The following is a 26,427-nucleotide window of genomic DNA, read 5'->3' on the forward strand; positions in this document are numbered from 1 at the left end:
GGGTTACGATTGGACTTGCGGTAATTTGCGAATTGTCAGTATGATGCGGGCGGGCGCTTGAGGCTATCTGGTCTTAAGCGAATTGCAAGAGCCCAGATGGAAGAAAGCCCCGAGTCGATTTTTCAATCAACCCGAGGCGATCCACATGCTAGACACATGCAGATTAGCCTCTTACCGGCCGAAAGGTCAAGGAGAAGAAGGCTATGGAGCCACCAAAACTGGCGCTGATAGCGCTCGTCGTTATCGGTGCCACCCTCTTAGGGGCGTTACTGCTTAACAAAAGCAATCTCTGTGATGTTAGCTTCCGAAGCGGCGGAACGGAGATAGTGGCTCACATGGCTTACGAAACCAGGTAATAGCAACTGGCGGGGAGAAATCCCCGCCATCTCTTGCGGTCGAGCGTATGCCCTCAAGCGCCCATTTCTGCAAAATTTTACAAGTTAAGACGGTTTAAACATTGTCAATAGCTCCTACCGTTGTTTACATACTTCCCGCATTTAAATATCCATATAGGGAAGATCACATGAAAAAAGTAATCATCGCAGCCCTGGCAGTAGCACTGTTGGCGCCTATGGCCTCTTTCGCCAAAGGTGGTCACTACGTCGGCGGTAAAGGCGGTTCATCGCACAAAGGCTCTAAATATGTGAATCAGAGCACGGGCAATCATTACATCAAACACAAATAATTTACACGCCCTGCCAATCAGGGCGTTAACATATAGGGCTGAGCATGTTCGGACTATCAAAGCGTGAAAAACTAACAAGGCTACATGCTGAACTTAACAATGCAAAATCTATGGCTAAAGAATTTTATGCAAGGAAAGACATAGTTGAAGAAGTTGCATTCATTGCACTTACAGAATTAGCTAAAAAAAAAGGAATTACAGCAAAATCAGCAGCCCAAACTAGTGATGGAAAGAAAATACTGGCGCAAGTAGTTCTTAATAGGCAGTATGCATTTTACCTTAATGAGTGCGCAATCCAAATACAGGCTAAAATAAAAAGAATCACCTTACCTGATAGATATTATTCAGACGTTGTTCTTGGTGACGACGAAAGATGGCTCGATATAATAGTAACTCCGACTGGTAGTTACATTGTTATGAGTGAAATAGACACCATATGTAGTAAATTGATAGAAGATGTTGATAAGCACATAAAGTAGACCATCCATGGCCCGGTAATCACTGATCGCTCTTGTCGTCACCCGATAGCCAGCCAAGGATCCCAACCCTGGCTATCGTTTTCCGTTCCCCGGAATCGAGATGTTCGTACAGCCTTTTCCACGATGCCGAATTGGCCAAGCGTTTCTCTGCAATTCGCTCAAAGGTCTCCGCATTTTTTGCCGGAACGGTCCGCGCCTCCTCCATATACTGGCGCAAGGGGCCAGCCATAAAATCTCCCGCTGCAATCGCTCTTTCCGCGCCGGTCTTGCCTGTCGCCGCTTTAGAAATGAACTTATACACGGGCCCTGCAAAAAATGGCCCCACAACAGGAACGTGCGCGACCATCGCCGACGCAAAAGTACCGGCTGCATCCCCCGTTAACTTCCTGTGAGCACCATTGGGTTTACCGAACTGATCATTGATTGATTGTGCCTTCCCGGTATAAATGAATTTATCTCTAACATCCGCCTTCCGTTGGGCTATTTTGTACATATTATTCATTTGCTTATTGACTTCAGGCGAGAACTCTTTTTGCAGCAACTGCAGCGTGCCCGTCTCCTGAAGACCCTTGTACCATTTATAGTAAGCCGCCGGATTGAAGACGTGTTCAGTTCGGCTCCCTATGCTCCATGCGTGCCCCATCGCAGTGGACAAGATCTGCTGGCGCAGCGCGGGATCACGGATGTTATCTCGCAAAATCCGCAACCCGGCCGAGTTTCCCGTAGACAACCCCTTCCGGCCCCCCGGTTGCAATGACCACGCCAGTAACGCGGCGCGTATATGCTCGTGTTTGATTTCCATAAATCGTTTTTTATGCTCCTGGTGGTATAGAGTTATCATTTGGCGGGATTAGCTCTGGCCAGATCCTTGTCCAATCATCTGGACGCAGGTCGATACGCGTTACAACGCCTAAAGTGAGCTGTTCAATCTCAACAGCACGCGCTGGTGAGATAGGTGAGAGCCCAGCGGCCATTTGCGACAAATGAGAGGGGGAGATTTCCATCTTCTCGGCCAGCTTTTTTGCGTCGCCTCGCTTTAAGGTCTTTATATATTGCTTAAGATTCATATTTAACTCCGTTCATTACTCGACCGGAATTTACCAATAACTAAACAAAAACTCAAGCATTTGCTTGTTTAGCGTTTGCTAATCAAAATAAGAGCATGGACATTAGAGAAACTAGGCGCCTACGCCTTAAAGAATGGTTTGCTGACAAGCCATTACCGAAACACGAAATTAGCTACATATCCCAGTTAATCAATGGGAAATCTTCCTTTGGCGAGAGGGCAGCGGCAAGAATAGAAAAAGATTATGGGATGCCATCTGGCTACTTAAGCAAGCCAACCGATGTAAATGAAAACTCAACAGGTATGATCGCATCCAACGAACAAGAAGAGAGGTTGCTGACACTTTTTCGAGAGCTGCCCGACTCTGAAAAAGAGCACATGGTCAATCTATTTCACGAAAAAGTTAATGAATACAATAAATTATTCGATGAACTATTGAGACTTAGAAACAGCAACAAAACTTAGCCCCACCTCCCCCTCCAATCCTATGACTATAAAACCGGCGTAATGCCGGTTTTGTCGTTTTAATTTCTCTATAAAAATTCATAAACCAAATGCTTTACTTTTAATTTAGCAAACGGTAAAGTCGCACCATCAACAGCAAGCATCCATAGCGACAAGGCAAGGAAAGCCCACGAGAGTAGCTGCCGGCGGCATATGAAGCACCGGATGAGTCGCGTGAATCAAGGCATAGCAAGCTGATTTGGGTAGGACGTTCTGACAGTTCGGGAAAGACCGAATGACGGCTGGAAAGACGGCGGGCATAACCAATTATCAACAGTGATAACAGGGTGGGATTAAAGTGAAAATCTCTCGCATTCGACAACAGGAGTACTTTATTTGTGCCGCATGCCTCAAGGATCTTGAGGCGCGGATAGGTGCTCTCTTCGAAATCCTGAGACCTGAACTGGAACAGGCATTCCCTGCCCCAGATGAAGGATCACTCTTCGAGTTTTTTCAAAGCAAATTTGCGGCTGAACTCAATGACGCCTACTTCGGTTACCACTGCTTTGCAATCGTCGCAAGACCACAGCCGAGTGTGATTTTGAGGGTGATATCCGGTGTACGCTTTTATGCGTTCGCCGCGACAGTTCGGGCAAATGGGCTTGGGGTGTTCTCGGCACTCATTAAAATTTCCTTACTGGTTGTGTGAGAACTCCAGTATGCCACCGAGCCTGAAGTGGTGAAAAGACAGGCAACAACTCAATAAGTAATGAAAGGTTTCCTTGGCTGTGGAATGTCAGGAACCACCGCCGCCTGAGGTGGGGAAGTAAATCAGGCACTTTGGCTATCAGTAGCGGAGCTTAGTAGTCAGAGTAACAAACCTGACCGCCGGGAAAGTCCGGCAACTTATTAATCAGGAGCTGATTATCATGAACCGGCAACACATGTTAGCAGCAGCACAGAGCAAGGCCGCCATCGCGCAATTTATCGGTGATAAAAATATGTGGCGACAGGCAATCAGGCAATATTTCTTTGCCATCGGCGGTAAAGTTTCCGTCAAATAACGCAATAATCCCTCGTTAATTTTCAGGTTGATTAATTCGACCGCGGGAACTCTTTACCTAAAAACAGGAGTGCAGTTAATGATTAAGTCAGTCGTTTTAAAATTACAGCCAGTCAGCAATAACATAGTCAAAGTTTTTTCAAATGGTGAAGTTGCCGGATATGTCGTGCTCCCTGAAAACGAGCACCAGAATCAGCGCCCTTTCGCTACCACCCACAACGGTAAGGATATTGGCTACGCGCACTGCGAAATCTGCGTGATTGAAACTCTTATTCGTCGCTTTGAGCGCATAGCACCTGACGTGGCGTTACAACTTATCCCCGACCCCGCGCAGACCGTAAGCATTAACGTTCTAAGCATTCACTAATTGCTGTGTGAAGTACTTCCCCGCTCTCGCCGGCGGGGCTTTTTAAAATATTGAAATGCGTCAAGCGTTTCCCTTTCGGGGCGTCAACTCGCAGGGCGCATTTCAATATCAATCACCACGAGAGGTTATTTATGGAAAAGTTATTTTCCCCTGTCGCGGCACGAAAGGCACAGGTGGAATATTGCAAAAATAAACACGTTCCACATTTCGCGCCAAACGATGGAATTTGTTTTCGATGCAAAAAAGATATTTACCAGCAACACGGATTGCGTGGATATGAAACCGGTATTTCGCTGGACGAAGCAAAAAACACCCATGTTATTTACTGCCCACACTGCAACCGCAGTTATTGCGATTAGAAAGTAAAAAGGCCCGCACAAGGCGGGCCAGTCTACCGGCTTTACGTCCCGGCGACGGGTTACCGGGGAACCACCCCCAATAACCGGAGCATAACCAATGACCAACCGAGGCAGATCACTGATCGGCTGGCATTGTACCTAAACCTAGGAGAACTACACAATGCAAAATGTTGCAGCCTATCTTTACAGGGCCAAACAGAAATCTGGGAAAAACCATCTTTTTACGTACTTTGAGGCGAAGTCTGACGTTCACGCGGAAACAAAACGTGATTTTCTCTTCATGGAAGCTGGCCACTCAAAAGCCGACTACTTCGCTCCGGTACGTATCGATTTTCCAGTCGTAGACGAACTGCCCGCCGAGGGCGAATTCAGCGAAACATTCTGGCTTACCTGGGCGCTGGAAAGCGACGCCAGCAAAACCTGTGTACCGCGCGACACGCTCGATCCGTCCGTGGCATTCCCGAAACTGTATCCCTACATGACAAAACCTGCAGGTGGTGCAGGAGTAGCAGAAAACAACAGCAGCACCGAAAAAGCGCAGGAGCAACCAAAACCTGCAGGTGAATACTTCGCGTCGAATCTCGATAAGCACACCGTCATTGCTGCCGCGTGGCTGTACGGCCGTGACTGCCTGAAACTGAACGACGAGCAATTAGCCGCGGCAAAAACACTCGTGATGGACGATGCGCAGCGCTACCCGCAGAACGTCATCATGGCGTTGGCCAGCCTCAAGCAATACTCGCACACCTACCCGGAAATGCCGATCACTGCGATCTCGGGCATTAAAGCCATCTGGCCACCGTTCGGCAAGGTGCCGGAGCTGGGCAAACTGTGCCAATTCGCCACCGAATACCTCGACGCTACGGTAGAGCAGCGCGCGGGCGTTATCACGAAGTGGCAAACCTCAGCGGCCGGCGGCGCCAAGCCTGCCGAAACCGCGCCTGAGGAGCCATTGCGCACCGTATCCGGTGCGATCCTCACAAACGGCGCCGAGCCGGCAACAGGCACGCCGATCGACTCTCTGCAGATGCTGGAAACCGTAATCGGCTGCGCGCTGTATCCGTCAGATTTCGACATTTCAAACCCGCCGGGCGCCATCATCCGCGCGGTCACCGAGATGAAAAAACGCAACGATGCGGCGCTGAAAGCGTGGAATGAGCAACTCAGCGCCACGCCTGGCGTTTTGCAGTTCTCCCGACAGGCGATTGTTGCACTAATCCGCGGGGCCGAAGAAAACCTGCACGTTACCCCCGGTGCGCTGCGCAGCTACATCAACGCCAATCTGATCGAAATCGACGGAAAACCTGCGCAAAAAAACGCGGAAAGCGTGCAACAAACTGGCGCCGAAGCGCAACAAACGGCCTCAAATCCGGGTGAAAAAGATGACGTGGTCGCCGAGTTCGAGACCGAGCGCCGCGCATGGCTTCGGGCTGAAATACGTGCGGCGCTGGCCGGAACGACTGGTGTTATGGATGAACGCGACGTTGCAGAATTGATTACTGCCATCGGAGACGTTTCGCACGGCTCCATCGCTCGACTGCTGGCCAAGGAGATCGAACCGTGCGACCCATTCAACCAGCTGGTTGCCGATGATGTTCATCACCTCACCTGCGACGTTCTGGAAAATTGGCAGGATGAAAAGGATCCGCGCGTTGCTTATATCGATTCTCGCGTGGAGTTCTATCTGCAGGAAGCGCGCCGGGAATCAGAGAGAAAATATCAGGAACTGGCTACAGCCACCGACGCAAGCGCCAGCGGCGCGCTGCAGCAGGAAAACCCTGCGCCCGAGCGGGTTGACGCCTCAAATGAGGGCGTAAAAACGGAAGTCGCGCAGCAGCAACCCAGCGAACTCCGCAGTATGGGTGGTGGTCGATTTGACGTTTCCGAGTTGTTTGACGCGTCACCGCTGGCCAAGGTAGGCGCCGCGGGCGCCACGACCGGCGACGATGTTCGCGAGTTCCTGGATTCGTCAACGGAAACGGCCGAGGTGTCAGGCGAAACAGCGGAATTGTCAGGTGAAAACGTCGATACCGCGGCGCCAGTCGAAGTACAGAACGAGCCTGCCGCGGAAGTCGTCAACGCACCGCGCCGGGAAGAACCGGCAGCCCCTGCATACTTCGAGCCCGGCCGTTATCTGGATATTCCGAACGAGGTCTATCACAGCGCCAACGGCATCAGCAGCACGATGGCAAAGGACGCGCGGATCAGCCTGATGTATTACCACGGCCGCCACGTTATCAAAACCATACAGCACGAGCGCACCGATGCGCTGACGTTCGGCTCGTTGGTTCACGCGCTGGCGCTAGAACCTGAAAAGCTGGACGAGGAATTCAGCGTTGAGCCTGTGATCCCCGAGGGGGCATTCACAGATACAGCATCGATGCGCGCATTTATCGAACAGCACAACGCCACCCTGCCGAAACAGACCGACGCCGATACGCTGCGCGCCGTGATCGAGAAGCATAACGCCACCCTGCAAGCGCCGTATGCGCTGGGCGGCAACGCTGACGAAATCGGCCAGTTCTACATGCTGCTGCCCCCGGAATTTCAGAGCATCCCAGAGGACGCAAAAATCACCGCAACGGCGATGAAAGCCTGCATCAAAGAGTACAACGCCACCCTGCCGGCGCCGTTGAAAACCACCGGCGGCCGTGACGCATTGCTGGAACAGTTGGCGACCATCGATCCGGAGTTTGTCGAGAAAGAGCGCGCGATTCCGGCGCCGTTGCCGGTCAGCGGCAGCAAAGAGGATATGGCCGCGCGTATCAAAACGATTTTGCCAACTGCGGTATTCGCCGACGAAGTGATCAGCGCCTGGAAAAATGGCAACGACCAGCGCCAGCCAATCACGCAGACGCAGATGAAACACGCCAAGGCAATTCAGCGCGCCCTGTTCACCCACCCATCGGCCGGGCAGTTGCTGCAGCACCCACAACGCGCGGTTGAGGTGAGCTATTTCGGCATCGATGAAGAAACCGGCCTCGAGCTGCGCGTACGTCCCGATCTTGAGATTGAGGCCGGCGGCCTGCGTACCGGTTTCGACCTGAAAACCGTCAGCATGGGTAACGTCAAGCAAAGCGCCCTGCGCGCCCGCCTGCACCGTGAAATCATCGAGCGCGATTACCACCTGAGCGCGGGCATGTATTGCGATGTTGCGGCGCTGGATCAGTTCTTCTGGATATTCGTCAACAAGGATGAGCACTATCACTGGATCGCCATCGTTGAGGCCTCCGCTGACCTGCTCGAACTCGGCCGCCTTGAGTACCGCAAAACCCTGCGGGATATCAAACAGGCACAGGATACCGGTGTGTGGCCAGAACCGATCACCGAAGAAATCGTGGACAACATTAACGACTTTGACCAGCGCCGAATGGAAGCGCTGCGCGTCGCATAAGGGGTAACCAGACAATGAGCAATATCAGTATTACAGAAGAGAAAACGGCATCAGTTACCGACTCAAATATCGCACTATTCAACCCGCAATATCTGACCGCCATAAACCAATTTGCGCAGGTCATGGCGAGCGGCACAGCGACAATCCCTGCCCATCTACGGGGAAATCCGGCTGACTGCATGGCAATTGCAATGCAGGCCTCACAGTGGCAAATGAACCCGTTCGCGGTGGCGCAGAAAACCTTCATTGTTAGCGGCGTTCTCGGGTACGAGGCACAATTGGTTAATGCTGTGATTTCCACCCGTGGACCGCTGATTGACCGCATCAACTATGACTGGTTCGGTCCGTGGGAAAAGGTGATCGGCAAGTTTGATATTCGCAAGGGGGATAAAGGGGAGTATCGCGTTCCTGGCTGGCGTCTGGCGGATGAAGAAGGGATCGGGATCCGCGTCTGGGCAACATTGAAGGGGGAGGATAAACCGCGGGAGTTGGTGCTCATGCTGGCGCAGGCCCGCACCCGCAACTCTACGCTTTGGGCTGATGATCCGCGTCAACAGTTGGCCTATCTGGCGGTGAAGCGATGGGCGCGCCTGTACTGCCCGGAAGTGATTCTCGGCGTTTACACGATCGACGAGCTGGAAAAAACGGAAGAACGCGAAATTAACCCTCAGCGTGGCACTTCTCGTGTCAGTGCGAGCCAGCTCGCCGACGGGCCGGCCGCAACCACCGCACAGCAAAGCGCGCCACCTGTCGATACTGATGATATTGCCGGCGGCATTCGGACAGCTATCGATCAGGCAGAAACAACAGACCAAGCCTCAAATATCCGCGCACAGGTTGAAGAGTTACGCCAAAAGCTGGGGATCACCGCTTACACCGAGTTGAAAAACAAAGTGATCAAGCGTCACCGGCAGCTCACTGCATGTGGCAGCATCAGTAACCAGTTGAAGGATTGCCGAAGCGCCGAGAACTTCGCCGCGGTAGAGGCGCTGGTGCGCAGATCAGAGCGAGATCTAAGCGTCGATGACATGGAGCGTTTCCAGTTGGCGCTAGACGACCTGCGAGCGGAGTATCAACCATGATCGGTACCTGGCTCGGTTTCGTTCTGCTGGTCAGCCCGTGCGGCTACGATGCCTGCGACGCGCTGCCGGTATCTGAACGGGTTTACTCAAGTCTGGCTGAATGCGAGCAGGTGAAAAAGGCGATCCAATTGCGCCGACCACGCGCCGTTCTGTACTGCGGCGACGTTTACCGGCCTGAGAAATGATTTTCGAAAATCAAAACACAACGCGGGCCACGAGTAAGATCGTGGCCGGTTGTGCGCAGGAGCATAACCAAATGACTCAAAAACTGACTTTAGAAGAATGGTGCAACGAGATTTACCCAGGTAAAAAACCGTCTCTGCAAACCCTGCAACGTTGGGCCAGGAACGGAAACTTTTACCCGGCAGCGGAAAAAGAAGGCCGTCAATATCGGCTGACACCAGGGACTATTTACATCAATCCCAAAGATCTCAATTTGGGTAGAAAAATAAAGGAAGCGCGAAGCATCGAGCCAGCTCGAGCTGCGTTTATGGAGAAGGTGATCAATGACACGGCGAAGGGAGGGTTATGATATGCGTCTGCCAAAAAACCTCACGTTTCGCAGCAAGGGCAAATCCTTCTATTGGCGCAACCCGGTCACCAAGAGGGAGATATCCCTGGGGCAGATTGCGCGCCGTGACGCCATTGCGCAGGCGATCGAGGCTAACCACTACATCGAACAAAACTACTCACCGGTCCTGTTACTGGAGAAAATCAAAGGCAGCCATGAGTACACACTGAATTCTTGGATCGAACGGTACGAGGTAATATTCAAACGCCGCCAGCTTGCCGAAAACACTTACAAGGTGCGCGCCGGCCAACTTGCCATTATCCGCGAGCGCTTGGGCGGCATGGTGCTTTCAAAAATCACGACTCGACACGTCGCCGAGTTTTTGGAGTTCTGGATCGCCCAGGACAAAAAAACAATGGCCGCCACCATGCGTTCGGTGCTGTCCGATATATTCCGCGAAGCAATCGTCGAAGGTCATATAGAAAACAATCCCGTAACGCCTACCCGCGCTGCAAAAGTCGTGGTGAAGCGCGAACGCCTGGAACTGGCGCAATACGGGCCTATTCGTGGCGCAGCAGACCCAATGCCGCCCTGGTTCGGCTTGGCGATGGATCTGGCTTTGGTTTCAGGCCAGCGCCGCGAAGATCTGACACAGATGCGTTTTAGCCATGTTGTAGACGGCCGATTGCTTGTCGAGCAAGGGAAGACTGGCGCCATGATTTCCCTCCCTCTCGATCTGGAGCTGAAAATCGTAGGCCTCCGCCTCGGGACAGTGATCGATCGCTGCAGGTTGGTCAGCACGACAGACTTTATGATCAGCGCCGGCATCCGCAAAAACAGCCCTGATGGCTCACTGCATCCTGATGGACTAACGAAAAAATTTGTTGCGGCGCGAAAGGCTTCAGGTTTGTCGTTCGAGGAAAATCCGCCGACATTTCACGAGATCAGAAGTTTGGCTGGCCGGCTATATGAGAAGGAAAGAGGAAGGGATTTTGCGCAGAAATTACTGGGGCACACGTCGGAAGTTATGACGCTGAAATACCTCAATACGAGGGGGAAAGAGTACGTAATGCTGTAAAAGACCGAATATCAAAATTCGAGTAAATTTCGAGTAAATTCGAGTTTCGCGAAAATAACACAACAAAATCAATAACTTAAAAAAAGACCGAATACGATTCCTATATTCGGTCTAGGGAAATGGCTCTTGGGAGAGAGCCGTGCGCTAAAAGTTGGCATTTAATGCAGGGCTTGTTCAGCCGTGCACTTTAAGAGTAGCCTACCGCGCCAGTTTTGCCAGCCGCCCGGCGGCTGCGTGATAGTTTCGTGACGAAATAACTATGCGGCAAATGCGCATCAATCTGCGCACGCTGGGCAAGGCGTTGGCAAACAAGCGGTTAGTCAGCGCACAGCTTCTTGGCGCGCTCAATAAACGGCGCCATGCTCATTTTTTTCCCCGGTTCGGCAGGGTCGTCCAGCAGGATCACCTCCAGCGGCTGCGCGCGCTGATGGCCCTTCTTCACCTGCTGCTCCGCCGCGTCGTTGAGCGGATATTGCATCAGGGTGCTGTTATTCAGCACAAACAGCGCGCCGCCGCTGCGGCACTGCAGCGTCACTTCTTCCTTGGTGAACGCCCACTGTTTGCCGTACTCCAGTTTGGTGATGTTCACCAGTTTGTCTGCCGCCAGCGCGCCGGTCGCGGTTGCCAGCAGCGTAATGCCGAGTAATACCGATTTCATGTGATGGCCTTAAGGTTGCTATTCGCGCCGATTTTCCCGCAGCTTGCCCGGTTGCGGCAAGCTGAAATGTCATACCGGCGCATAGGTTGCAAATAAACTGACCAGCAGCAGCACCGCCATCCCCAACCCGACTTCGAGCCAGCAGGCCAGCACCACGCCGCGCTGCGCCAGCGCCGGTACGCGGCTCATCGCCGGCACGATGGCGTAGCGATTGGCCAGCGCCACCATCACCATCAGCGCCACCAGCGCGGTTTTGATCAGCAGCAGGCGCTGATAAGGCGAGCCGAGGTTGAGCGGCCAACCGCCGAGAATGATCAGGCTGTTGACGATGCCGGTGACGATCACCGCCGCCACCGCCAGGTGCCCCCAGCGCGAGAAACGGATCAGCGTGGTGATGGCGTCGCTGCGCCACTGCGGCGGAGGCAGGTAACGCAGGCAAACCAGCAGCGGCGCCAGGCTGCCGAACCAGTAACCGGCGGCCAGCAGGTGCACCGCATGGTTGGCACGGTGCAGCGCGCCCAACGCGCCTTCATGCATCGCCGCGTGGCCGATAAACGCCAGGCTCACCAGCAGCAGCGCCGAGCACAGCGCCAACGCCTGTGCGCGCGGCCGTTCCGGCAGCAGCAGGCTCAGGATCGCCAGCAGCGACAGGCCCAGATGCCAGCGCCACACTTCGCCGAAGGTGGTGCCGAGCACCGCCCACCAGACCTCCAGCCGCCAGGCGTCTTGCCAACCGTCGCCCATCTGCCCGGCCTGAATGGCCAGCAGCGCCACGGCGGAAAGCCCGGCAATCCAGGTGCCGGCAAGCAGCAGGGGGCGCACATCGCGGGAGAGGATCGGGGAGAGGCGCTGCGGTGACAATAAGGCGGTGAACAGACTGATGCCGAACATCAGCATCACCGCCGCAAAGTGCACCAAGCGACACAGAACGAACAGGGTCGCCAGAGTCACGATCAGTTTACGGTGAAGCTGTACTGGCCTTTGGTTTTATGCCCGTCGACCGAAACCACATGCCAGCTGACGTTGTATTTACCCGCGCTCAGCTCGCCTTCAATCGGCACGTTGACCTGGGTGTTGTTGTTCGGATCGAGCTGCAGCTTGCCGGTTTTCACCACGGCGTTGTCCGGGCCGGTGATTTTCACGCCGCTGAAGTTTGGTTCGATGCCTTCGGAGAAGCTGAGGGTCAGCGCCTTCGGCGCCGGGCTGACGCTGGCGTCGGCCTTCGGCGTTTCCACTTTCAGGTGGGCGTGCGCCAGCGCTTGCTGCGAAGACAGGCCGACGAACAGAACGAAAACGGTGGAAAGCAGGCGACAGGAGGAACGAATTTTACCGATCACAGTGGTATCCCTTAACAATATAAAGAGGGTCATAAGGGTTAAGGCCACAGCCAAGGCGATGTATCAGCGGCCCCAACCCACCGCAATGATTGCGCCACGGGTAAACAGAAAAACGGGTTGTATCGGCTAACCCGCTGTTTTGACTCTACCATCCCTGTAGCGTATCGCGGTAAATCATAACGACCACGCTGCGGCAAGTCGAGCGCATCACTGGCATTTTGCGATCCGGCAGCACGTATCGCCGCATAACCGCGATAAACGCAGGGTAAAAAAAACCGCGCGTCAGGCTCGCCCGCGCGCGGTTTTTTCGATGTTCTGATGCAGATCAGGCCTGGTCGTTGCCGCCCTGGCCCATCGCGCCCATTTTCTTCAGATCTTTGTCGATGAAGAACAGGCCCTTGCCGCTGGTGCCCACCAGCGCCAGCTTGTCCAGCACGGATTTGAACAGTTTCTCTTCTTCATGCTGCTCCGCCACGTACCACTGCAGGAAGTTGAAGGTGGAGTAATCGTGTGCGGTCATGGCGGCGTGCGCCAGTTCGTTGATCTGACGAGTGATCAGCTGTTCGTGTTCGTAGGTCTGCTGGAACACGTCCGCCAGCGATTCGAACGCTACCGGCGGCGCGGCGATGGTGCCCAGCAGCGGCAGAGAGCCGGTGTCGCTCAGATAGTCGAACAAACGTTGCATATGCTGCATCTCTTCCTGAGAATGCTCCTTAAGAAATGCGGCGGCGCCTTCAAAGCCTTTATCGCTGCACCATGCGCTCATCTGCAGATACAGGTTGGCGGAGTAGAACTCCAGATTCAGTTGCTCATTCAGCTTTTGAGTCATTTCTTGCGTCAGCATAATGATTCCTTTTATTTTGCAGGTCATGAATTTAATTTCCGCGCATTATGCCCTGCTGCCGTAAAAATAAAAACACTTTATTTACACTCAAATCACATTAATTATAAAAACAATAAATATCAATAAATTAAAATATTTCACCTACATTGAGAATTCACATGATAATTGTTTTCATCTTTTATTTTAATCAAAAAGCGAATCATTCTTATTTAAAAGAATAAATAGATTGCATTACTCTCGGATAAATATCGCTCCCGGCAACGGCGTAATGGGCTTGCCAAGCGCCGCCGGGTGGATTACCTTCTGCGCAGATTCAATGCGGCAAAGTAAGTAAGGAGCATAGCGTGGGTTACAATCTGGCCGAGCTGTCCAAAGAGGAAATGGACAGGGTGAATGTGGATCTCGCCGCCTCAGGCGTGGCGTACAAAGAGCGCTACAACATGCCGGTGATCCCGGAAGTGGTGGAGCGCGAGCAACCGGAAGCGCTGCGCGACTATTTTCGCGAGCGCGTGGCGCACTACCGCGCGGAATCCCACAAGTTTTCGCGCCTGCCGTACGAGCCGAAGGCTAAATAGAAAAACCCGCCGTTACGGCGGGTTTTTTTGCGTCATTTGCCGGCAAACCGGTCGGTGGCGATCATCAGCTGGTGCAAAATGCCTGGCTCATCATACGAATGCCCCGCCCCTTCCACGATATGCAGCTCCGCCTCCGGCCAGGCCTTGGCCAGGTCCCAGGCGTTCTGCACCTGGCAGGCCATGTCATAACGGCCGTGGACGATCACCGCCGGAATATGGCGGATCAGCGGCACGTTGCGCAGCAGTTGGTCGTCGCTTTCCAGGAAGCCCAGATGGGTGAAGTAGTGGTTTTCAATGCGGGCGAACGCCAGCGCGAAATCATCCTCGCCGAACGAAGCGGATTCGCGGCTCGGCAGCAGCGTGACCGTCTCCCCTTCCCACACGCTCCACAGCTTGGCCGCTTCAAGCTGCACCTGCGGATCGGCCGAGGTCAGCCGCTGCCGGTAGGCGGCGATCACGTCTTTACGCTCGTCATCCGAGAGGATGGACAGCACGCGCTCCCATTTTTCCGGGAAGAAGCGCGAAGCGCCGTCCTGGTAATACCAATGCAGCTCCTGCTTGCGCAGGGTGAAGATGCCGCGCAGCACCATTTCACTGACGCGCTCCGGGTGGGTCTGCGCATAGGCGAGCGCCAGCGTCGATCCCCAGGAACCGCCGAACACCAGCCACTGCTCGACGCCGGCCATTTCGCGCAGCCGCTCGATATCGGCCACCAAATGCCAGGTGGTGTTGTTGTCCAGGCTGGCATGCGGACGGGAGCGGCCGCAACCGCGCTGATCGAACAGCAGCACCTTGTAGCGTTCGGGATCGAACAGCTGACGATGATGCGGGGAGATGCCGCCGCCCGGCCCGCCGTGAATGAATACCGCCGGTTTACCGTTCGGGTTACCGCTCAGCTCCCAGTAGATCCGGTGGCCATCCCCAGTATCCAGCCAACCGCTGTCGTATGCCGCTAACGGCGGGTACAAACCTCGTAATTGTTCCATGGCGCTTTCCGTCTCTCTGTGAGTCATGCTTTCATCAAAGCGGAAGCCGCCCGGCAGGTCAACGGTAAAACCCGAAAACTCGAACGCGCGCCGAGAACTCGGCGCGCGTTTGCTCAAAATCACAACGACCTGCCTGTAAAATGCCCACAGGCCCGATCAGTTAAGGTGCGCGATCGCGCTGATCTCCACCAACTGCTCGGGCGAAGCCAGCCCGGTGACGCCGATCAGCGAACCGGCGGGCCGGTGATCGCCGACATAGCGCTTGAACAACGCAATGCACGGTTCAACGTGCGCCTGTACGTCGGTCAGGTAGATCTCCACATACGCCAGGTTCGAACGTTCGGCGCCGAATCCCGCCAATACCCGATCCAGGTTGTCCAACGTCTGTTGGGTTTGCCGTTCAATATCGCCCGCGCCGATAAACTCACCCTGCATATCATGGGAAAACTGCCCCGAAATGTAGAGGGTGTCTTTGACGCGAACGCCTTGGGACACGCCATTCTCCTCTTCCCAAATGACCCCGTGATGGTAGTGCGTGATGCCGTTTTTCATGCTGCTTCTCCAACCGTTTATCGTTTCCATGACGACTATAATCGTTTGATTGGCGAATGAATGTCGTCACTGAAACGACATTGACTATGCATTTAATCCATTGAATATGTTAAATTAATTATCTTATCACCGGCTCTCGGGGGGCGGCATGCTGCGGGCGAATCTCAATGACATTCAGGTTTTCATGGCCGTCGTCGACGCCGGCAGTTTTGTCGCCGGCGGACAGACGATGGGGCTATCGCGCTCGGCGGCGGGCAAGGCCATCGCGCGTCTGGAGCAGCGGCTGAGCGTGCGGCTGTTGCATCGCACCACGCGTTCGCTTGGCCTGACCGACGAGGGGCGAGAGTTTTATCGGCGCGGTCTGCAGATCCTCGCTTCGGTCGATGACGCCGAGGCCAGCGTGGCCGGCGACAAAGGCACCGCGCGCGGGGTGCTGCGGTTGACCGCTCCCGCCGCCTTCGGCAGACGGATCCTGTTGCCGCTGGTGCCGAAATTTCTCGTCGCCTGGCCTGAGGTGCAGGTGGAGATCAGTTTTTCCGATCGCCTGGCGGATATCGTGGAAGAAGGATTTGATTTGGCGGTGCGGATTGGCGTCACGGCGCCGGATACCCGGCTGGTGTCCAGAACCCTCGCCAGGTATCGCGCCCTGCTGTGCGCCTCCCCCGCCTACCTCGCCGCCCGTGGCGAACCGCAAACCGTCGAGTCGCTCGCCGGGCACGAGGCTCTGCTGTTCAGCAGCCGCAACCAAAAACAGCCCTGGCGGCTGCGCGACGAGCGCGGCGAATGGGTCAAGGCCCCGGTTCGCGGCCGCCTGCGGCTGGACAGTGGGGAAGCGTTACGCGACGCCGCTCTATCCGGGTTGGGCATCGCGTATCTGCCGGAGTTTATGATTGCGGAAGATTTGGCCGCCGGCCGTCTGCGGCAGGTGTTGCGCGCCGTGGCGGGTGAAGAAGTCAGGATTGTGGCGCTCTATCCGAATAAGCGCCTGCTGGAACCCCGCGTCAGGCGCTTTCTCGATCTGTTGGTGGATACGCTCGGCGGCTGAGACCTTACCCGCCTTTACGCATATGCGGCTCGCGCATCTCCTGTGCGGTTTTCGCCTCGATGCTCAGTTCCGCCGTCGGGCGCAGCAGCAGGCGCGCCAGCCCGATGGGTTCGCCGGTTTCCCGGCAGTAGCCGTATTCGCCGTTCTGCAAGCGCGCCAGCGCCGCATCGATTTTCGGCAACAGGCGGCTTTCGCGATCCAGCTGGCGGAACAGCAAGCGCAAATCCTCTTCGCGCGCCGCCTTGTCGGCCTCATCGCCCGTCGCTTCGCCGCCGTCGATCTCTTTTTTCAGCTCATCGATGTGCAGCAGCAGCTTTTTCCGCTCATCCTGCAGCAACTGACGGAAAAACGCCCGTTGAACCGAGTTCATATAATCAGAATCCGGCATGGCCAGCAGTTGCTGCGCATCCGGTAATACCATCACAGTCATTGCGTTCTCCGAACATCAAAAGTGTAATATTATAACATAATAATTATTTTTATCACCCGGTCATCCTAAAACAAAATCTCATGTGTAAACAGCCGGTTAAATGCAATTCGCACTTTGTCGCTTGCATCCTGCCGGCTTTAGGCGGTTAATAGCTGAGCAAGCCACCCAATCATAGGTAACGAGAGGCCATCATGAGTAAGGGAATGGATAGCAAAAAAAATGCGAAGAAGAAGCCGTTGAAAACCCCAGCTGAGAAACGTGCGGAGAAACGCGCCAAAAAAGCGCATCCGTCTGGTGAGTAAGCGTCCTTCCATCCGTCATTAAACCCGCCAAGGCGGGTTTTTTATTGCCTCACAGGAGAGATGGCCAATGCCCTGCTTTACCCTCGCCGCCGCCCAATACCCCGCCGCTGCGGCCGATATCGCCAGCAACCTTGAACGTCACCTGGAATTTATCGCGCAGGCAGCCGAACAGCAGGCGCAACTGCTGGTGTTTCCCGAACTGTCGCTAAGCGGCTATGAGTTGGCCAATGCTGCCGAACTGGCGCTGACGCTGGGCGATCCCCGCCTGCAACCGCTCAGTGCAGCGGCGCAATCGCGGCAGATGACGATCATCGTCGGCGCGCCTTTACACAGTGGCCAGGCGCTGCATATCGCCGCCTTGATCTTTCACCCCAACGGCACGGTGGCCGTCTATACCAAACAGCATCTGCACGGCGCGGAACAGCAATTCTTCTCGCCCGGTGAGGGCGGCACGCTGCTGGAAATACAGCAGCAACGCATCGCGCTGGCCATCTGCGCCGATACTTCGGAGCCCGGCCACGCGAGCGCCGCCGCACGGGCGGGCGCGCAGATTTATGCCGCCGGCGTGCTGGTATCTGAAGCCGGTTACGCGAAAGACAGCGCCGCGCTGGCAGACTACGCCCGGCGTTATAGCATGGTCACGCTGATGGCCAACCATGCGGCGCCGACCGGCGGCTGGATCCCGGCGGGCCGCAGCGCCATCTGGGATGAAACGGGAGCGCTTTTGGTTGCCGCGCCGGATGACGCTCCTGGGCTGATCATCGCCGGCAAGACTTCCGACGGTTGGCACGGCCGCCTGTGCCGGTTAAGCTGAAGCCTGACGGCAACGCGGAGGAAAGCATGACGTTACGCGTAATAGATACCGAAACCTGCGGGCTGGACGGCGGCGTGGTGGAAGTGGCCTCCCTCGATCTGCTCGACGGCCAGTTAACCAATCCGATGAGCGATCTGATCAGCCCGGACCGCCCCATCAGCCTCGACGCGATGGCGATTCATCACATCACCGAACAGATGGTGGAAGGCAAACCGCGTATCGCGGTGGCGATCGGCCGCTATCAGGGCAGCCCCTACTATGTGGCGCACAACGCCGCCTTTGATCGCGGGGTGTTGCCGGAGATGAACGGCGCCTGGATCTGCACCCTCAAGCTGGCGCGCACGCTGTATCCGGACATCAAGTACGGCAACCAGTATCTGCGCTACGCGCTGAACCTGGACGTACAGCTGCCGGCAGACGCCACGCTGTACCCGCACCGCGCGCTGTACGACTGCTACGTCACCGCCGCGCTGCTGCAACGCATCATCAAGGATTCGGGCTGGACGCCGGAGCAAATGGTGCAGATCACCGAACAGCCGGTGCTGCTGAAGAAATTCAAATTCGGCAAGTATCGCGGGCAGGAAATCGAACGCATCGCCCAGGAAGATCCCGGCTATCTGCGCTGGATGCTGAAATCCATCGACGATCTGAGCCCGGACATGAAGCACACGCTGAAATACTATCTGATTGGCTAGCACAGCGGGCGGCGCAGGCCGCCCGCTGTTCGCCGTTACTCCGCCAGCGCCAGAATGAAGGCGTACTCCAGAGCAATATCCTCATAGGCCTTGAAGCGGCCGGATTTTCCGCCGTGGCCGGCATCCATGTCGGTATACAACAGCAGCTGCCGGTCGTCGGTTTTCAGCTCGCGCAGCTTGGCCACCCACTTGGCCGGCTCCCAATACTGCACCTGCGAATCGTGCAGACCGGTGGTCACCAGCAGATGCGGGTATGCCTGCGCTTTCACCTGATCGTACGGGCTGTACTGTTTGATGTAGTCGTAATAGGCCTGCTCGTTCGGGTTGCCCCACTCGTCGTATTCGCCGGTGGTCAGCGGGATGGACTCATCCAGCATGGTGGTCACCACGTCGACGAAGGGCACCTGCGCCACCACGCCGTGGAACAGCTGCGGCGCCTGGTTGATCACCGCGCCCATCAGCAGACCGCCGGCGCTGCCGCCCATGGCGAACACCCGCTTGCCGTCGCCGTACCCCTGGGCGATCAGCGTTTCGGTCACGTCGATAAAATCGTTGAAGGTGTTCTGCTTGTTGAACAGTTTGCCGTCTTCATACCACAGCTGCCCCAGCTCGCCGCCGCCGCGAATGTGCGCCAGCGCGAACACGACACCGCGATCCAGCAGGCTCAGGCGGCTGGCGCTGAACGCCGGATCCATGCTGCTGCCGTAAGAACCGTAGCCGTACACCATCAGCGGGTTGGCGCCGCGCTGGAAGCTGTCCTGGCGATACACCAGCGAGACCGGCACCTCGACGCCGTCGCGCGCCTTCACCCACACCCGCTCGCTGCGGTAGTTTTCCGGCGTGAAGTTCTTCACCTCCTGCTGTTTGAGCATCGTCCGCTCGCCGCTGTCCATGTTCAGCTCGTACAGCGTGGTCGGGGTGGTCATCGACGAATAGCCGTAGCGCAGCAGCGCGGTTTCCGGATCCGGGTTATACGCCAGCCAGGTGGTGTAGGTCGGATCGTCGAAGGCGATGCGCTTCTCTTCGCCCGTCTGCCAGTGGATCTGGCGCAGCAGCGTCAGGCCGGCATTGCGCTCTTCCACCACCAACCAATCGCGGAACAGGCTGAAGCCCTCCAGCATCACGTCGGCGCGCGGGGCGATCAGCGTCTGCCACTGCGCTTCGTCCGCCTGCTCGCTCTGGTACAGGCCAAAGTTCTTGCCGTCCTTGTTGGAGCGGATATAGAAATGCTGGTGATAGTGATCGATGGCGTACTCGTGATCCTTGCGGCGCGGCACGAACAGCTGCGGCTTGGCGTCCGCACGATCGGCATCCAGCAACAGGATCTCCGAGGTGGTGGTGCTGCTTAGGTGGATCAGAATAAAGCGCTCGGAGGTGGTCTTCTCCAGCCCGACGTAGAAGGTATCGTCCTGCTCTTCGTAAATCAGCTCGTCCTGCTGCGGATCGCTGCCCACCACGTGGCGATAAACCTGATACGGCAACAGCGTCTTGGCGTGCTTACGCACGTAGTACACCGTCGAGGAGTCGTTGGCCCACTCGAAGCTGCCGGAGGTGTTTTCCAGCACTTCGTCGGCCCAGCTGCCGTCGGCCAGGTTCTTGAAACGAATGTCATACTGGCGGCGCGACAGGAAATCCTCCGCCACCCCCAGCAGCTGGTTGTCGGGGCTGACGTCCAGCCCGCCCAGGGTATAAAACTCGTGGTTCTCGGCGCGCTGGTTGCCGTCGATAAGCACCTCCCAGTGCTCACTCTCGGCCTGCGGCTGGCGCACGGAAATCGCGTATTCGTTGCCCGGCTCGTAGCGCGTCTGATAGCGATAGCCATGGCGCACGTAAGGCACCGAATGTTCCTGCTGCGGAATGCGCGCCACCATCTCTTCGTACAGGGTTTCGCGCAGCGCCTGCTGCGGCTTCAGCATCGCATCGGTGTAGGCGTTCTCCGCCTGCAGGTAGTCCAGCACCTGGCGGTCCGCGCGCTCATCGTCGCGCAGCCAGTAGTAGTCATCCACGCGCGTATCGCCGTGGATGGTGATGGGATAAGGGCGTTTTTCCGCTTTCGGTGGGGTCATCATTGCTAAATCATCCGCTTACATAGATTGCGGCAAGAGTGACACGATTCCCCCCGGCTTGCCAAGCGGCGCTACGCCAGCTCGCGCTTTTTCTCGTTGACGTCGCTCTCGATGCCCTGCTTGACGTCCGCCGGGATCTTCAGCGCCTGCGCCAGCGCATCGAGGTAGCCGCGCTCCATAAAGTGATCGACGTCGATCACCAGACAACTCAGGTAGTAAACCTCCAGCGCCTCGTCTTCGTTTTGCACGCTGCGGGCGATCAATGCCGGGTTGAGCGGCTGATCGAGCGCTTCCTGCACCCAGCCCTGCGCCTCTTCCCCCACCTGCAGCTGCGACAGACTATGATCGATGGCGCGCTGCTCGTCGGCATCGATATGGCCGTCGCTCTTGGCGGCGAACACCAGCGCCTGCACCAAACGCTTGGCGCGCAGATCCACCGGCGTGGTTTGCAAACCGAACTGCGGTTCGTCCTGATGGGTCTCTTTCACCCGCTGCTTATACTTGTTCCACAGTACCGCGCCCACCGCCGCGCTGCCGCCGATAATCAGCGCATTCTTGCCGAATTTGCCCACCAGCTTGCGCGAAGATTTGTTGGCCAACAGCACGCCGACCAGGCCGCCCAGCGCCGTGGGCGCCAGCAGTTTGCCGATGCCTTCCGCCCCGCCCATCGCACCGGCCTTCTGCCCGATCAACGTTTGAATCTGCTGCATCCAGTTACTTTTCATCATCTACCCCTTGCGTGAGAAAACGCGGCGCGCAGGCGCGGCCGAACCGACGGTAAACCGCCAGATTAGGGGATCTTTTGTCAATTTACGTCTGGGGGATGCAAACCTGTGTTTAGCGGGCCGGGCGGCCCGCCTGGATGCCTGCGGCGTTACGCGTCTTCGTCGCCCGCTTCGTCGTCCTGCTCGTACTCCGCAAGCTCGTCGCGCATCGCCTGGATGGCGTCGCGGGTCATCAGCGCCAGCGTGCGGTAGAAACCGGTGGTGGCGTGCGCTTCCACTTTACCGAGGAAGCGGCCGCACCACGGCAGCAGAAACTCGTCGAACAGCGCGATCTGCGCCTGCGCTTCATCTTCCTGCGACTGATCTTCCAGCCAGGAGGCCGCCAGCAGCAGTTGGCCGAAATGGTCGGCCGGCGCCTCCGCCAGCGGCATGCCGCGCTGCTGCAGGAAGGCGCGCACTTCCGCTTCGCTGGCGCCTTCGACGTAGTCGGAGCGGAACGGCGACACGCTGCACTCGCTGCCGACGAACATCGCGTTGAAGTCGGTCGCCAGCTGGTTGACGTCACAGCCCTGTTGCAGGCGCTTCAGCAGCTCATCCTGCTCCAGCGGCCAGTGCTGCTGCAGCTTGCCCTCTTTGATCAGCGCGAACAACGGGACCAACAGCGGATCCTGCGGCTGGCGGTAGAACAGCGTACCCAGCACGCGGCAGACAATCGAAAACTCATTCATGATAAGGCCTTATACAATACGGAAAATTTTGCCGGGACGATGTCACAAATCGGCCAATTCCGCAATCGCCGGCTTGCCGCGCCGCTCGAGAAAATCCAGCAACCGGCGCGGGCTGACGTTAAGAATGCGCTCTTGTGGGAAGCCCACCTCTTCGATGATGCGCTCGCAGTGCTCGAAATTACCCAGTGAAAAAGCGACGTGCGAATCCGAACCCAGCGCCAGCCAGCCGCCGGCGTCGCGCACCGCGGCGGCGATCGCCCGGCAGTTGGCCTCGCTGCCCTTGCGGGAGTGGGTGAACGACGAGTTATTCAGCTCCAGCGCCACTTCGTATTTGGCGGCGGCCGCCGCGACGGCGGGAATGTCGATCGGGTAACGCGGGTTGCCGGGGTGGCTGATGATATGCACGTCCCCCTGCGCCATCGCGGCGATCATCGCTTCAGTATTGGACGCTTTATCCTGCGGCGCAAACACCGGCTCGTGGAAACCGGCGATGATCACGTCGGTGGCGGTCAGCATCGGGCCGGTGCAGTCGATGTCGCCCTGCAGGTTTTTGATGTTGGCTTCGATGCCGCGCAAGATGCCCACGCCGTTCACCCGGCGCGGCCACACGTGCATGTTCATAAAGTGCCAGTAGTGCGGCGCATCGGCCATGTCCGGGCCGTGATCGGTGATGGCGAACAGCTTGATGCCCTTCTGCTGGGCTTCGGCGATGTAATCGTGCAGCGTGCTGTAAGCGTGGGTGCTGGCGACGGTGTGCATGTGCAAATCAACGGGGTACATTGTTTCTCCTTCCAGAGGGCCCGCCCGCAAAGGTACGGGCAGGCGCGATGACGATAACAGCTTATCAGTTACCGAACGGCGGCTGAAGGATCAGTATCCCCGTTGCCTGTCGACCACGCCGGCCGGGGCATGCCCCGCCTCCAGCGCGCGAATGTTGGCGGCGATCTGATCCATCGCCTGCTGCGGCAACGTGATGGCAGCAATATGCGGAGTAATGGTGACACGCGGATGACGCCAGAACGGATGATCCTGCGGCAGCGGCTCGCGGGCGAACACGTCCAGCGTGGCGGCGGCCAGCTGCCCCTGTTCCAACGCCGCCAGCAGATCGGCTTCCACCAGGTGCGCGCCGCGCGCGATGTTGATGAGGTAGGCGCCCGCGCTCAACTGTGCGAACAGCTCGCGGTTGAGGATGCCGATGGTCTCCGGCGTATTGGGCAGCAGGTTGATCAGCAGGTTGACGCCGTCGAGGAAGGCCGCGCGCTGAGCCTCCCCGGCGAAGCTTTGCACGCCGTCGATCTGTTTGGCGCTGCGGCTCCAGCAGCGCACGCGAAAGCCAAACTCGGTCAGCTTACGCGCCACGCTCTGCCCCAGCACGCCGGCGCCGAGGATGCCGATGGTGAAATCATCCAGCGAGTGCGGATCGAGCGGCTGCCATTCCTGCCGCTGCTGCAACGCCTGATACTCGTCGAAACGGCGGAAATAGCGCAGCACATAGCTCAGCGCATATTCCTGCATCTGCTGCGCCATGCCGGTATCCTCCAGCCGCAGCAGCGGCACGCCGGCGGGCAGTGTGCCGGGGTGTTTGCGCTCCTGATCGAGAATGGCGTCGACGCCGGCGCCGAGGGCGAACACCGCTTTCAGATCGCGGCGGTTGGCCAGCATCTCGTGCGGCGGGCGCCACACCAGCGCGTAATCGGCCGGCCGCTCGTCGCCGCGCTGCCATTCGCGGATCTCGGCCTGCGGCAGGCGTTGCTTGATGCCGGCCAGCCATTCCTGAGCGTTAAACAAGGGGTGGTAATAGATGATGTTCATACTGCGGGCTCCGGTTTGTTTTTATTGGTTTTCCTTCAGCCTTCCGCGATTCGCCGCCGGATGCAAGCGTTAAAGCCCAAAATAAAAACAGCCCCGACCAGTGGGGCTGCTGTGTATTCTCGCCAAATCAGGCGGCAGACGGACCGTCGCGCCGGATAAGGCGCCGCAACAGCGGAATGAGGATCAGCATCGCCACGCCGACGCCCGTCGCCCCCCAGCCCAGCGCGCTGAAGATTTCGCTATAGCCGGGATTGGTTTGCAGCGGCGTGCTGCCGCTGTTTTCCGGCATCAGGCCGGAGACGTAGCCCGCCAGCACCGAGGCGACGCCGGTCACCATCATCCAGCAGCCCATCATCACGCCCTGATAGCGCGGCGGCGCCAGCTTGCCGATCATCGCGTAACCGATCGGCGAGATCATCAATTCACCGACGCTTTGCAGCACATAGCTGATGACGATCCATTTAAACGCCACCAGCCCGTCGCCGCCCGCCATGCTGATGCCCAGCGGCAACACCAGCATGCCGAGCCCGATGCAGAACAGCGATCCGGAGAACTGCAGCGGAATGTCGATGTTGCAGCCGCGAGCGCGCAGGCGGTTGAACCACCAGGCCAGCAGCGGGCCGCCCACCACGATCACCAGCGTGTTGATGTTCTGGATCCACTGCGGCGCCACCTGAATGCCGTAAACGTTCAGATTGATGTTGTGCTCGGAGAACAGCATCAGCCCCATCGGCGCCAGCTGGTACAGCGCCCAAAACACCAGCGAGCCCAGCGCCAGGATCAGATAGGCCGCCATTCTGCGGCGCTCATCGCGCGGATGGTGGCGCAGCGTCACCACGCACAGCATCAGGAAGATCAGGGCACCGAGTACGATCACAAAGTGCCCGCTGAACTCGGCGTGGGTCAGCATCACGCGGATGATCGGCACCAGCGCCACCAGCACCGCCAGCCCGACCAGCATGCGCCAACGGTATTGGCTGCGGCTGGCGTCGTGCAGCGGCGTATTGAGATCCGCCAGAATCCGCCAGCGGCAGACGGCGACGATGATCGCCGCCGCATTGCCCAGCGTGGCGAACAGGAACAGCGCGCGATAGTTTTCCGTCAGTTGGAAATACCCGGCGACGGTAAAGCCAACGAAGAACCCGAGGTTCATGCCGGCGTAGTTCCACAGGAATGCCGATTCGCGCCGGTCATCGTCCGGCTTGAAACGCTGGGTCAGCATCATGTTAATGCAGGTGACGTTAAGGCCGCTGCCGGTCAGGAACATCGCCAGCCCCCAGTACAGCCCCCACACGCCCGCGACGGCAATCAGCGCGCAGCCGAACACCTGCAGCACCATACCGAGCACGAACAGGTTGCGGTTACTGAGGAAACGGCCGCCGAGGTAGCCGCCGAACATGTGCAGACCATAGTTGAAGGCGCCGAACACGCCCATCATGGCGTTGGCGCTGCTTTCGTTGAAGCCCAATCGCTTGGTGGCGTACAGCACCAGCGTGGAGTAAAGCACGGCGAAGCCCAGCGTGGCGAAGATTTGGATGAAGAACAGCGCCCCTGCACCGGGGGGAATGGCATGGCGCGCTTGCGGCGCCGGCATGGCATCTGAAGGAGTCAAAACCAACCTCTACTGCATTATTATGTAATGAGTCTGTCCCTGTCTGCGGTATCGCCGGCCTGTCTCCCGGCAATCTGCGCGGCGTCGTGATGTTCCTTGCCAAAAACGCCGCGCCGACACAATTCCATTTAGCGACACATTTGACTAATAATCCAGTATTAATGCATATAACAGCAAATAGACCGATCTCATTGGCGATATATTGAGCTACTTGAACAGAAAAAGATCAAACAATCGTCTGTCATGAATTCTGGCCGCAGCCTACCCTGCCCGCTGGCGACCGCGAGTGGGAATATCGTTCGGTAAATCAGCAAATTGCTGCAAGTTTGGCTAAACGGTCATGAGAATGAAATAAGAGGGTTGACGCTGAGATCAGATTCTCCTACATTAGCGCCCGTTGACAGCGCAAAGCGTTTTCGACAACAAAACGGTGAGGTGTCTGAGTGGCTGAAGGAGCACGCCTGGAAAGTGTGTATACGCGAAAGTGTATCGAGGGTTCGAACCCCTCTCTCACCGCCAAATTCAAAGAGAAAGCCTGGATTCGCGTCCAGGCTTTTTTTTTTGCATGATGCACCGCCGAGAGGGGTGAGAAGCCTCGACAGGGTTCGACAAAACGCCTGCGTTTGGGACCGCCAACGGCGGCCCGTAGGGTGAGCGCAGCGAATCAAGCCCTCTCTCACCGCCAAATTCAAAGAGAAAGCCTGGATTCGCGTCCAGG

Annotated in this window: 32 protein-coding genes, 1 tRNA gene and 1 other RNA gene; 19 read left to right on the forward strand and 15 right to left on the reverse strand. The window is 57.0% G+C overall.

What is annotated here, in order from left to right:
- The first annotated feature begins 203 nt into the window (after positions 1-203).
- The 3 genes from ACMGGK_RS13785 to ACMGGK_RS13795 all read left to right on the forward strand — a co-directional run bounded on the left by ACMGGK_RS13785 (position 204) and on the right by ACMGGK_RS13795 (position 1,164).
- A complete protein-coding gene (locus tag ACMGGK_RS13785) occupies positions 204-356 on the forward strand; it encodes a Hok/Gef family protein (RefSeq protein ID WP_420276961.1) in 153 nt (50 codons plus the stop codon).
- A 167-nt stretch (positions 357-523) separates the two neighbouring features.
- Entirely contained in the window at positions 524-685 is a 162-nt protein-coding gene (locus ACMGGK_RS13790) for a hypothetical protein (protein WP_420276962.1), read from the forward strand.
- A 44-nt stretch (positions 686-729) separates the two neighbouring features.
- A complete protein-coding gene (locus tag ACMGGK_RS13795; RefSeq protein WP_420276963.1) occupies positions 730-1,164 on the forward strand; it encodes a hypothetical protein in 435 nt (144 codons plus the stop codon).
- 19 nt (positions 1,165-1,183) lie between these two features.
- On the opposite strand, the gene ACMGGK_RS13800 is transcribed toward ACMGGK_RS13795, so the two are convergent.
- A complete protein-coding gene (locus tag ACMGGK_RS13800; protein WP_420276964.1) occupies positions 1,184-1,966 on the reverse strand; it encodes a hypothetical protein in 783 nt (260 codons plus the stop codon).
- A gap of 10 nt (positions 1,967-1,976) precedes the next feature.
- Positions 1,977-2,231: a transcriptional regulator gene (locus tag ACMGGK_RS13805; RefSeq protein WP_420276965.1), complete on the reverse strand. Its 255-nt coding sequence runs from the start codon at positions 2,229-2,231 to the stop codon at positions 1,977-1,979.
- A gap of 95 nt (positions 2,232-2,326) precedes the next feature.
- Here ACMGGK_RS13805 and ACMGGK_RS13810 point away from each other — a divergent pair, with 95 nt between their 5' ends.
- From ACMGGK_RS13810 to ACMGGK_RS13855, 10 genes are all read left to right on the forward strand, one after another.
- The gene (locus tag ACMGGK_RS13810) at positions 2,327-2,695 is read left to right on the forward strand and encodes a hypothetical protein (protein WP_420276966.1); all 369 of its coding nucleotides are present in this window, start codon (positions 2,327-2,329) and stop codon (positions 2,693-2,695) included.
- Positions 2,696-3,032: 337 nt separating this feature from the next.
- On the forward strand, positions 3,033-3,383 hold the full coding sequence (locus tag ACMGGK_RS13815; protein ID WP_420276967.1) for a hypothetical protein: 351 nt from the start codon (positions 3,033-3,035) through the stop codon (positions 3,381-3,383).
- Between the two features lie 220 nt (positions 3,384-3,603).
- A complete protein-coding gene (kil, locus tag ACMGGK_RS13820; RefSeq protein ID WP_420276968.1) occupies positions 3,604-3,738 on the forward strand; it encodes a host cell division inhibitory peptide Kil in 135 nt (44 codons plus the stop codon).
- Between the two features lie 78 nt (positions 3,739-3,816).
- Positions 3,817-4,104 (forward strand): hypothetical protein, encoded by a 288-nt coding sequence (locus ACMGGK_RS13825; protein ID WP_420276969.1) that lies wholly within the window; start codon positions 3,817-3,819, stop codon positions 4,102-4,104.
- Positions 4,105-4,235: 131 nt separating this feature from the next.
- Positions 4,236-4,463, forward strand: coding sequence for a hypothetical protein (locus ACMGGK_RS13830; RefSeq protein ID WP_420278082.1), 228 nt, complete (start codon positions 4,236-4,238; stop codon positions 4,461-4,463).
- A gap of 160 nt (positions 4,464-4,623) precedes the next feature.
- Complete coding sequence (locus tag ACMGGK_RS13835; protein ID WP_420276970.1) at positions 4,624-7,857, forward strand: PD-(D/E)XK nuclease-like domain-containing protein; 3,234 nt, start codon at positions 4,624-4,626, stop codon at positions 7,855-7,857.
- Between the two features lie 14 nt (positions 7,858-7,871).
- Positions 7,872-8,939: a RecT family recombinase gene (locus ACMGGK_RS13840; protein WP_420276971.1), complete on the forward strand. Its 1,068-nt coding sequence runs from the start codon at positions 7,872-7,874 to the stop codon at positions 8,937-8,939.
- Complete coding sequence (locus tag ACMGGK_RS13845; RefSeq protein WP_420276972.1) at positions 8,936-9,124, forward strand: hypothetical protein; 189 nt, start codon at positions 8,936-8,938, stop codon at positions 9,122-9,124. Before ACMGGK_RS13840 ends, ACMGGK_RS13845 begins: the two co-directional genes overlap by 4 nt.
- Positions 9,125-9,195: 71 nt before the next feature.
- Positions 9,196-9,471: an excisionase gene (locus ACMGGK_RS13850; protein WP_420276973.1), complete on the forward strand. Its 276-nt coding sequence runs from the start codon at positions 9,196-9,198 to the stop codon at positions 9,469-9,471.
- Positions 9,446-10,528: a tyrosine-type recombinase/integrase gene (locus tag ACMGGK_RS13855; RefSeq protein WP_197818624.1), complete on the forward strand. Its 1,083-nt coding sequence runs from the start codon at positions 9,446-9,448 to the stop codon at positions 10,526-10,528. Before ACMGGK_RS13850 ends, ACMGGK_RS13855 begins: the two co-directional genes overlap by 26 nt.
- 316 nt (positions 10,529-10,844) lie before the next feature.
- On the opposite strand, the gene ACMGGK_RS13860 is transcribed toward ACMGGK_RS13855, so the two are convergent.
- The 4 genes from ACMGGK_RS13860 to ftnA all read right to left on the reverse strand — a co-directional run bounded on the left by ACMGGK_RS13860 (position 10,845) and on the right by ftnA (position 13,367).
- Positions 10,845-11,186, reverse strand: coding sequence for a YebY family protein (locus ACMGGK_RS13860; protein WP_049300694.1), 342 nt, complete (start codon positions 11,184-11,186; stop codon positions 10,845-10,847).
- A gap of 69 nt (positions 11,187-11,255) precedes the next feature.
- Positions 11,256-12,137: a copper homeostasis membrane protein CopD gene (gene copD, locus ACMGGK_RS13865; RefSeq protein ID WP_131164343.1), complete on the reverse strand. Its 882-nt coding sequence runs from the start codon at positions 12,135-12,137 to the stop codon at positions 11,256-11,258.
- 2 nt (positions 12,138-12,139) lie between these two features.
- A complete protein-coding gene (gene yobA, locus ACMGGK_RS13870) occupies positions 12,140-12,523 on the reverse strand; it encodes a CopC domain-containing protein YobA (RefSeq protein ID WP_004940886.1) in 384 nt (127 codons plus the stop codon).
- A gap of 325 nt (positions 12,524-12,848) precedes the next feature.
- Complete coding sequence (ftnA, locus tag ACMGGK_RS13875) at positions 12,849-13,367, reverse strand: non-heme ferritin (protein ID WP_015377481.1); 519 nt, start codon at positions 13,365-13,367, stop codon at positions 12,849-12,851.
- A gap of 344 nt (positions 13,368-13,711) precedes the next feature.
- Between ftnA and ACMGGK_RS13880 the strand changes: the two genes are divergently transcribed.
- Entirely contained in the window at positions 13,712-13,942 is a 231-nt protein-coding gene (locus tag ACMGGK_RS13880; RefSeq protein ID WP_016928156.1) for a DNA polymerase III subunit theta, read from the forward strand.
- A 32-nt stretch (positions 13,943-13,974) separates the two neighbouring features.
- Here ACMGGK_RS13880 and pip read toward each other — a convergent pair whose 3' ends face one another.
- Positions 13,975-14,928 (reverse strand): prolyl aminopeptidase, encoded by a 954-nt coding sequence (pip, locus tag ACMGGK_RS13885; RefSeq protein WP_004928848.1) that lies wholly within the window; start codon positions 14,926-14,928, stop codon positions 13,975-13,977.
- A gap of 156 nt (positions 14,929-15,084) precedes the next feature.
- Positions 15,085-15,480: a RidA family protein gene (locus tag ACMGGK_RS13890; RefSeq protein ID WP_048322942.1), complete on the reverse strand. Its 396-nt coding sequence runs from the start codon at positions 15,478-15,480 to the stop codon at positions 15,085-15,087.
- 148 nt (positions 15,481-15,628) lie between these two features.
- On the opposite strand from ACMGGK_RS13890, the gene ACMGGK_RS13895 reads away from it, so the two are divergent.
- Positions 15,629-16,525 (forward strand): LysR family transcriptional regulator, encoded by an 897-nt coding sequence (locus tag ACMGGK_RS13895; RefSeq protein ID WP_004928843.1) that lies wholly within the window; start codon positions 15,629-15,631, stop codon positions 16,523-16,525.
- 4 nt (positions 16,526-16,529) lie between these two features.
- Here ACMGGK_RS13895 and dksA read toward each other — a convergent pair whose 3' ends face one another.
- Positions 16,530-16,955 carry an RNA polymerase-binding protein DksA gene (gene dksA, locus ACMGGK_RS13900; RefSeq protein WP_420276974.1) on the reverse strand — a complete coding sequence of 142 codons (426 nt, stop codon included), beginning with the start codon at positions 16,953-16,955 and terminating at the stop codon, positions 16,530-16,532.
- Positions 16,956-17,324: 369 nt separating this feature from the next.
- Between dksA and ACMGGK_RS13905 the strand changes: the two genes are divergently transcribed.
- Both ACMGGK_RS13905 and exoX read left to right on the forward strand, forming a co-directional pair.
- Positions 17,325-18,071 carry a carbon-nitrogen hydrolase family protein gene (locus tag ACMGGK_RS13905; protein ID WP_420276975.1) on the forward strand — a complete coding sequence of 249 codons (747 nt, stop codon included), beginning with the start codon at positions 17,325-17,327 and terminating at the stop codon, positions 18,069-18,071.
- A gap of 26 nt (positions 18,072-18,097) precedes the next feature.
- Positions 18,098-18,766: an exodeoxyribonuclease X gene (exoX, locus tag ACMGGK_RS13910; protein ID WP_033641436.1), complete on the forward strand. Its 669-nt coding sequence runs from the start codon at positions 18,098-18,100 to the stop codon at positions 18,764-18,766.
- A 35-nt stretch (positions 18,767-18,801) separates the two neighbouring features.
- On the opposite strand, the gene ACMGGK_RS13915 is transcribed toward exoX, so the two are convergent.
- The 6 genes from ACMGGK_RS13915 to ACMGGK_RS13940 all read right to left on the reverse strand — a co-directional run bounded on the left by ACMGGK_RS13915 (position 18,802) and on the right by ACMGGK_RS13940 (position 25,691).
- Entirely contained in the window at positions 18,802-20,835 is a 2,034-nt protein-coding gene (locus ACMGGK_RS13915) for a S9 family peptidase (RefSeq protein WP_143778879.1), read from the reverse strand.
- Positions 20,836-20,903: 68 nt separating this feature from the next.
- Complete coding sequence (locus tag ACMGGK_RS13920; protein ID WP_033641437.1) at positions 20,904-21,557, reverse strand: tellurite resistance TerB family protein; 654 nt, start codon at positions 21,555-21,557, stop codon at positions 20,904-20,906.
- 149 nt (positions 21,558-21,706) lie between these two features.
- Complete coding sequence (locus ACMGGK_RS13925) at positions 21,707-22,285, reverse strand: TorD/DmsD family molecular chaperone (RefSeq protein WP_016928163.1); 579 nt, start codon at positions 22,283-22,285, stop codon at positions 21,707-21,709.
- A 42-nt stretch (positions 22,286-22,327) separates the two neighbouring features.
- Positions 22,328-23,065 (reverse strand): phosphatase, encoded by a 738-nt coding sequence (locus ACMGGK_RS13930; RefSeq protein WP_004928821.1) that lies wholly within the window; start codon positions 23,063-23,065, stop codon positions 22,328-22,330.
- A gap of 90 nt (positions 23,066-23,155) precedes the next feature.
- Positions 23,156-24,097 (reverse strand): glyoxylate/hydroxypyruvate reductase GhrA, encoded by a 942-nt coding sequence (gene ghrA, locus ACMGGK_RS13935; protein WP_206195354.1) that lies wholly within the window; start codon positions 24,095-24,097, stop codon positions 23,156-23,158.
- A gap of 127 nt (positions 24,098-24,224) precedes the next feature.
- Entirely contained in the window at positions 24,225-25,691 is a 1,467-nt protein-coding gene (locus ACMGGK_RS13940) for a peptide MFS transporter (RefSeq protein WP_016928165.1), read from the reverse strand.
- A gap of 447 nt (positions 25,692-26,138) precedes the next feature.
- Here ACMGGK_RS13940 and ACMGGK_RS13945 point away from each other — a divergent pair.
- A tRNA-Ser gene (locus ACMGGK_RS13945) sits at positions 26,139-26,228 on the forward strand.
- A 45-nt stretch (positions 26,229-26,273) separates the two neighbouring features.
- Positions 26,274-26,394, forward strand: a non-coding RNA gene (locus tag ACMGGK_RS13950) — RtT sRNA.
- Positions 26,395-26,427: the final 33 nt, after the last annotated feature.

The sequence above is a fragment of the Serratia sp. BNK-33-b genome, assembly GCF_048684565.1.
In the GTDB taxonomy this organism is placed as follows: Bacteria; Pseudomonadota; Gammaproteobacteria; order Enterobacterales; family Enterobacteriaceae; genus Serratia; species Serratia marcescens.

Excerpts from the sequence above, each read along its gene's own strand:
- ACMGGK_RS13785 (WP_420276961.1), top strand. The coding sequence starts at position 204 with ATGGAGCCACCAAAACTGGCGCTGATAGCGCTCGTCGTTATCGGTGCC.
- ACMGGK_RS13790 (WP_420276962.1), top strand. The coding sequence starts at position 524 with ATGAAAAAAGTAATCATCGCAGCCCTGGCAGTAGCACTGTTGGCGCCT.
- ACMGGK_RS13795 (WP_420276963.1), top strand. The coding sequence starts at position 730 with ATGTTCGGACTATCAAAGCGTGAAAAACTAACAAGGCTACATGCTGAA.
- ACMGGK_RS13800 (WP_420276964.1), bottom strand. The coding sequence starts at position 1,966 with ATGGAAATCAAACACGAGCATATACGCGCCGCGTTACTGGCGTGGTCA.
- ACMGGK_RS13805 (WP_420276965.1), bottom strand. The coding sequence starts at position 2,231 with ATGAATCTTAAGCAATATATAAAGACCTTAAAGCGAGGCGACGCAAAA.
- ACMGGK_RS13810 (WP_420276966.1), top strand. The coding sequence starts at position 2,327 with ATGGACATTAGAGAAACTAGGCGCCTACGCCTTAAAGAATGGTTTGCT.
- kil (WP_420276968.1), top strand. The coding sequence starts at position 3,604 with ATGAACCGGCAACACATGTTAGCAGCAGCACAGAGCAAGGCCGCCATC.
- ACMGGK_RS13825 (WP_420276969.1), top strand. The coding sequence starts at position 3,817 with ATGATTAAGTCAGTCGTTTTAAAATTACAGCCAGTCAGCAATAACATA.
- ACMGGK_RS13830 (WP_420278082.1), top strand. The coding sequence starts at position 4,236 with ATGGAAAAGTTATTTTCCCCTGTCGCGGCACGAAAGGCACAGGTGGAA.
- ACMGGK_RS13835 (WP_420276970.1), top strand. The coding sequence starts at position 4,624 with ATGCAAAATGTTGCAGCCTATCTTTACAGGGCCAAACAGAAATCTGGG.
- ACMGGK_RS13840 (WP_420276971.1), top strand. The coding sequence starts at position 7,872 with ATGAGCAATATCAGTATTACAGAAGAGAAAACGGCATCAGTTACCGAC.
- ACMGGK_RS13845 (WP_420276972.1), top strand. The coding sequence starts at position 8,936 with ATGATCGGTACCTGGCTCGGTTTCGTTCTGCTGGTCAGCCCGTGCGGC.
- ACMGGK_RS13850 (WP_420276973.1), top strand. The coding sequence starts at position 9,196 with ATGACTCAAAAACTGACTTTAGAAGAATGGTGCAACGAGATTTACCCA.
- ACMGGK_RS13855 (WP_197818624.1), top strand. The coding sequence starts at position 9,446 with ATGACACGGCGAAGGGAGGGTTATGATATGCGTCTGCCAAAAAACCTC.
- ACMGGK_RS13860 (WP_049300694.1), bottom strand. The coding sequence starts at position 11,186 with ATGAAATCGGTATTACTCGGCATTACGCTGCTGGCAACCGCGACCGGC.
- ftnA (WP_015377481.1), bottom strand. The coding sequence starts at position 13,367 with ATGCTGACGCAAGAAATGACTCAAAAGCTGAATGAGCAACTGAATCTG.
- pip (WP_004928848.1), bottom strand. The coding sequence starts at position 14,928 with ATGGAACAATTACGAGGTTTGTACCCGCCGTTAGCGGCATACGACAGC.
- ACMGGK_RS13890 (WP_048322942.1), bottom strand. The coding sequence starts at position 15,480 with ATGAAAAACGGCATCACGCACTACCATCACGGGGTCATTTGGGAAGAG.
- ACMGGK_RS13895 (WP_004928843.1), top strand. The coding sequence starts at position 15,629 with ATGCTGCGGGCGAATCTCAATGACATTCAGGTTTTCATGGCCGTCGTC.
- dksA (WP_420276974.1), bottom strand. The coding sequence starts at position 16,955 with ATGACTGTGATGGTATTACCGGATGCGCAGCAACTGCTGGCCATGCCG.
- ACMGGK_RS13905 (WP_420276975.1), top strand. The coding sequence starts at position 17,325 with ATGCCCTGCTTTACCCTCGCCGCCGCCCAATACCCCGCCGCTGCGGCC.
- exoX (WP_033641436.1), top strand. The coding sequence starts at position 18,098 with ATGACGTTACGCGTAATAGATACCGAAACCTGCGGGCTGGACGGCGGC.
- ACMGGK_RS13915 (WP_143778879.1), bottom strand. The coding sequence starts at position 20,835 with ATGATGACCCCACCGAAAGCGGAAAAACGCCCTTATCCCATCACCATC.
- ACMGGK_RS13920 (WP_033641437.1), bottom strand. The coding sequence starts at position 21,557 with ATGAAAAGTAACTGGATGCAGCAGATTCAAACGTTGATCGGGCAGAAG.
- ACMGGK_RS13925 (WP_016928163.1), bottom strand. The coding sequence starts at position 22,285 with ATGAATGAGTTTTCGATTGTCTGCCGCGTGCTGGGTACGCTGTTCTAC.
- ACMGGK_RS13930 (WP_004928821.1), bottom strand. The coding sequence starts at position 23,065 with ATGTACCCCGTTGATTTGCACATGCACACCGTCGCCAGCACCCACGCT.
- ghrA (WP_206195354.1), bottom strand. The coding sequence starts at position 24,097 with ATGAACATCATCTATTACCACCCCTTGTTTAACGCTCAGGAATGGCTG.
- ACMGGK_RS13940 (WP_016928165.1), bottom strand. The coding sequence starts at position 25,691 with ATGCCGGCGCCGCAAGCGCGCCATGCCATTCCCCCCGGTGCAGGGGCG.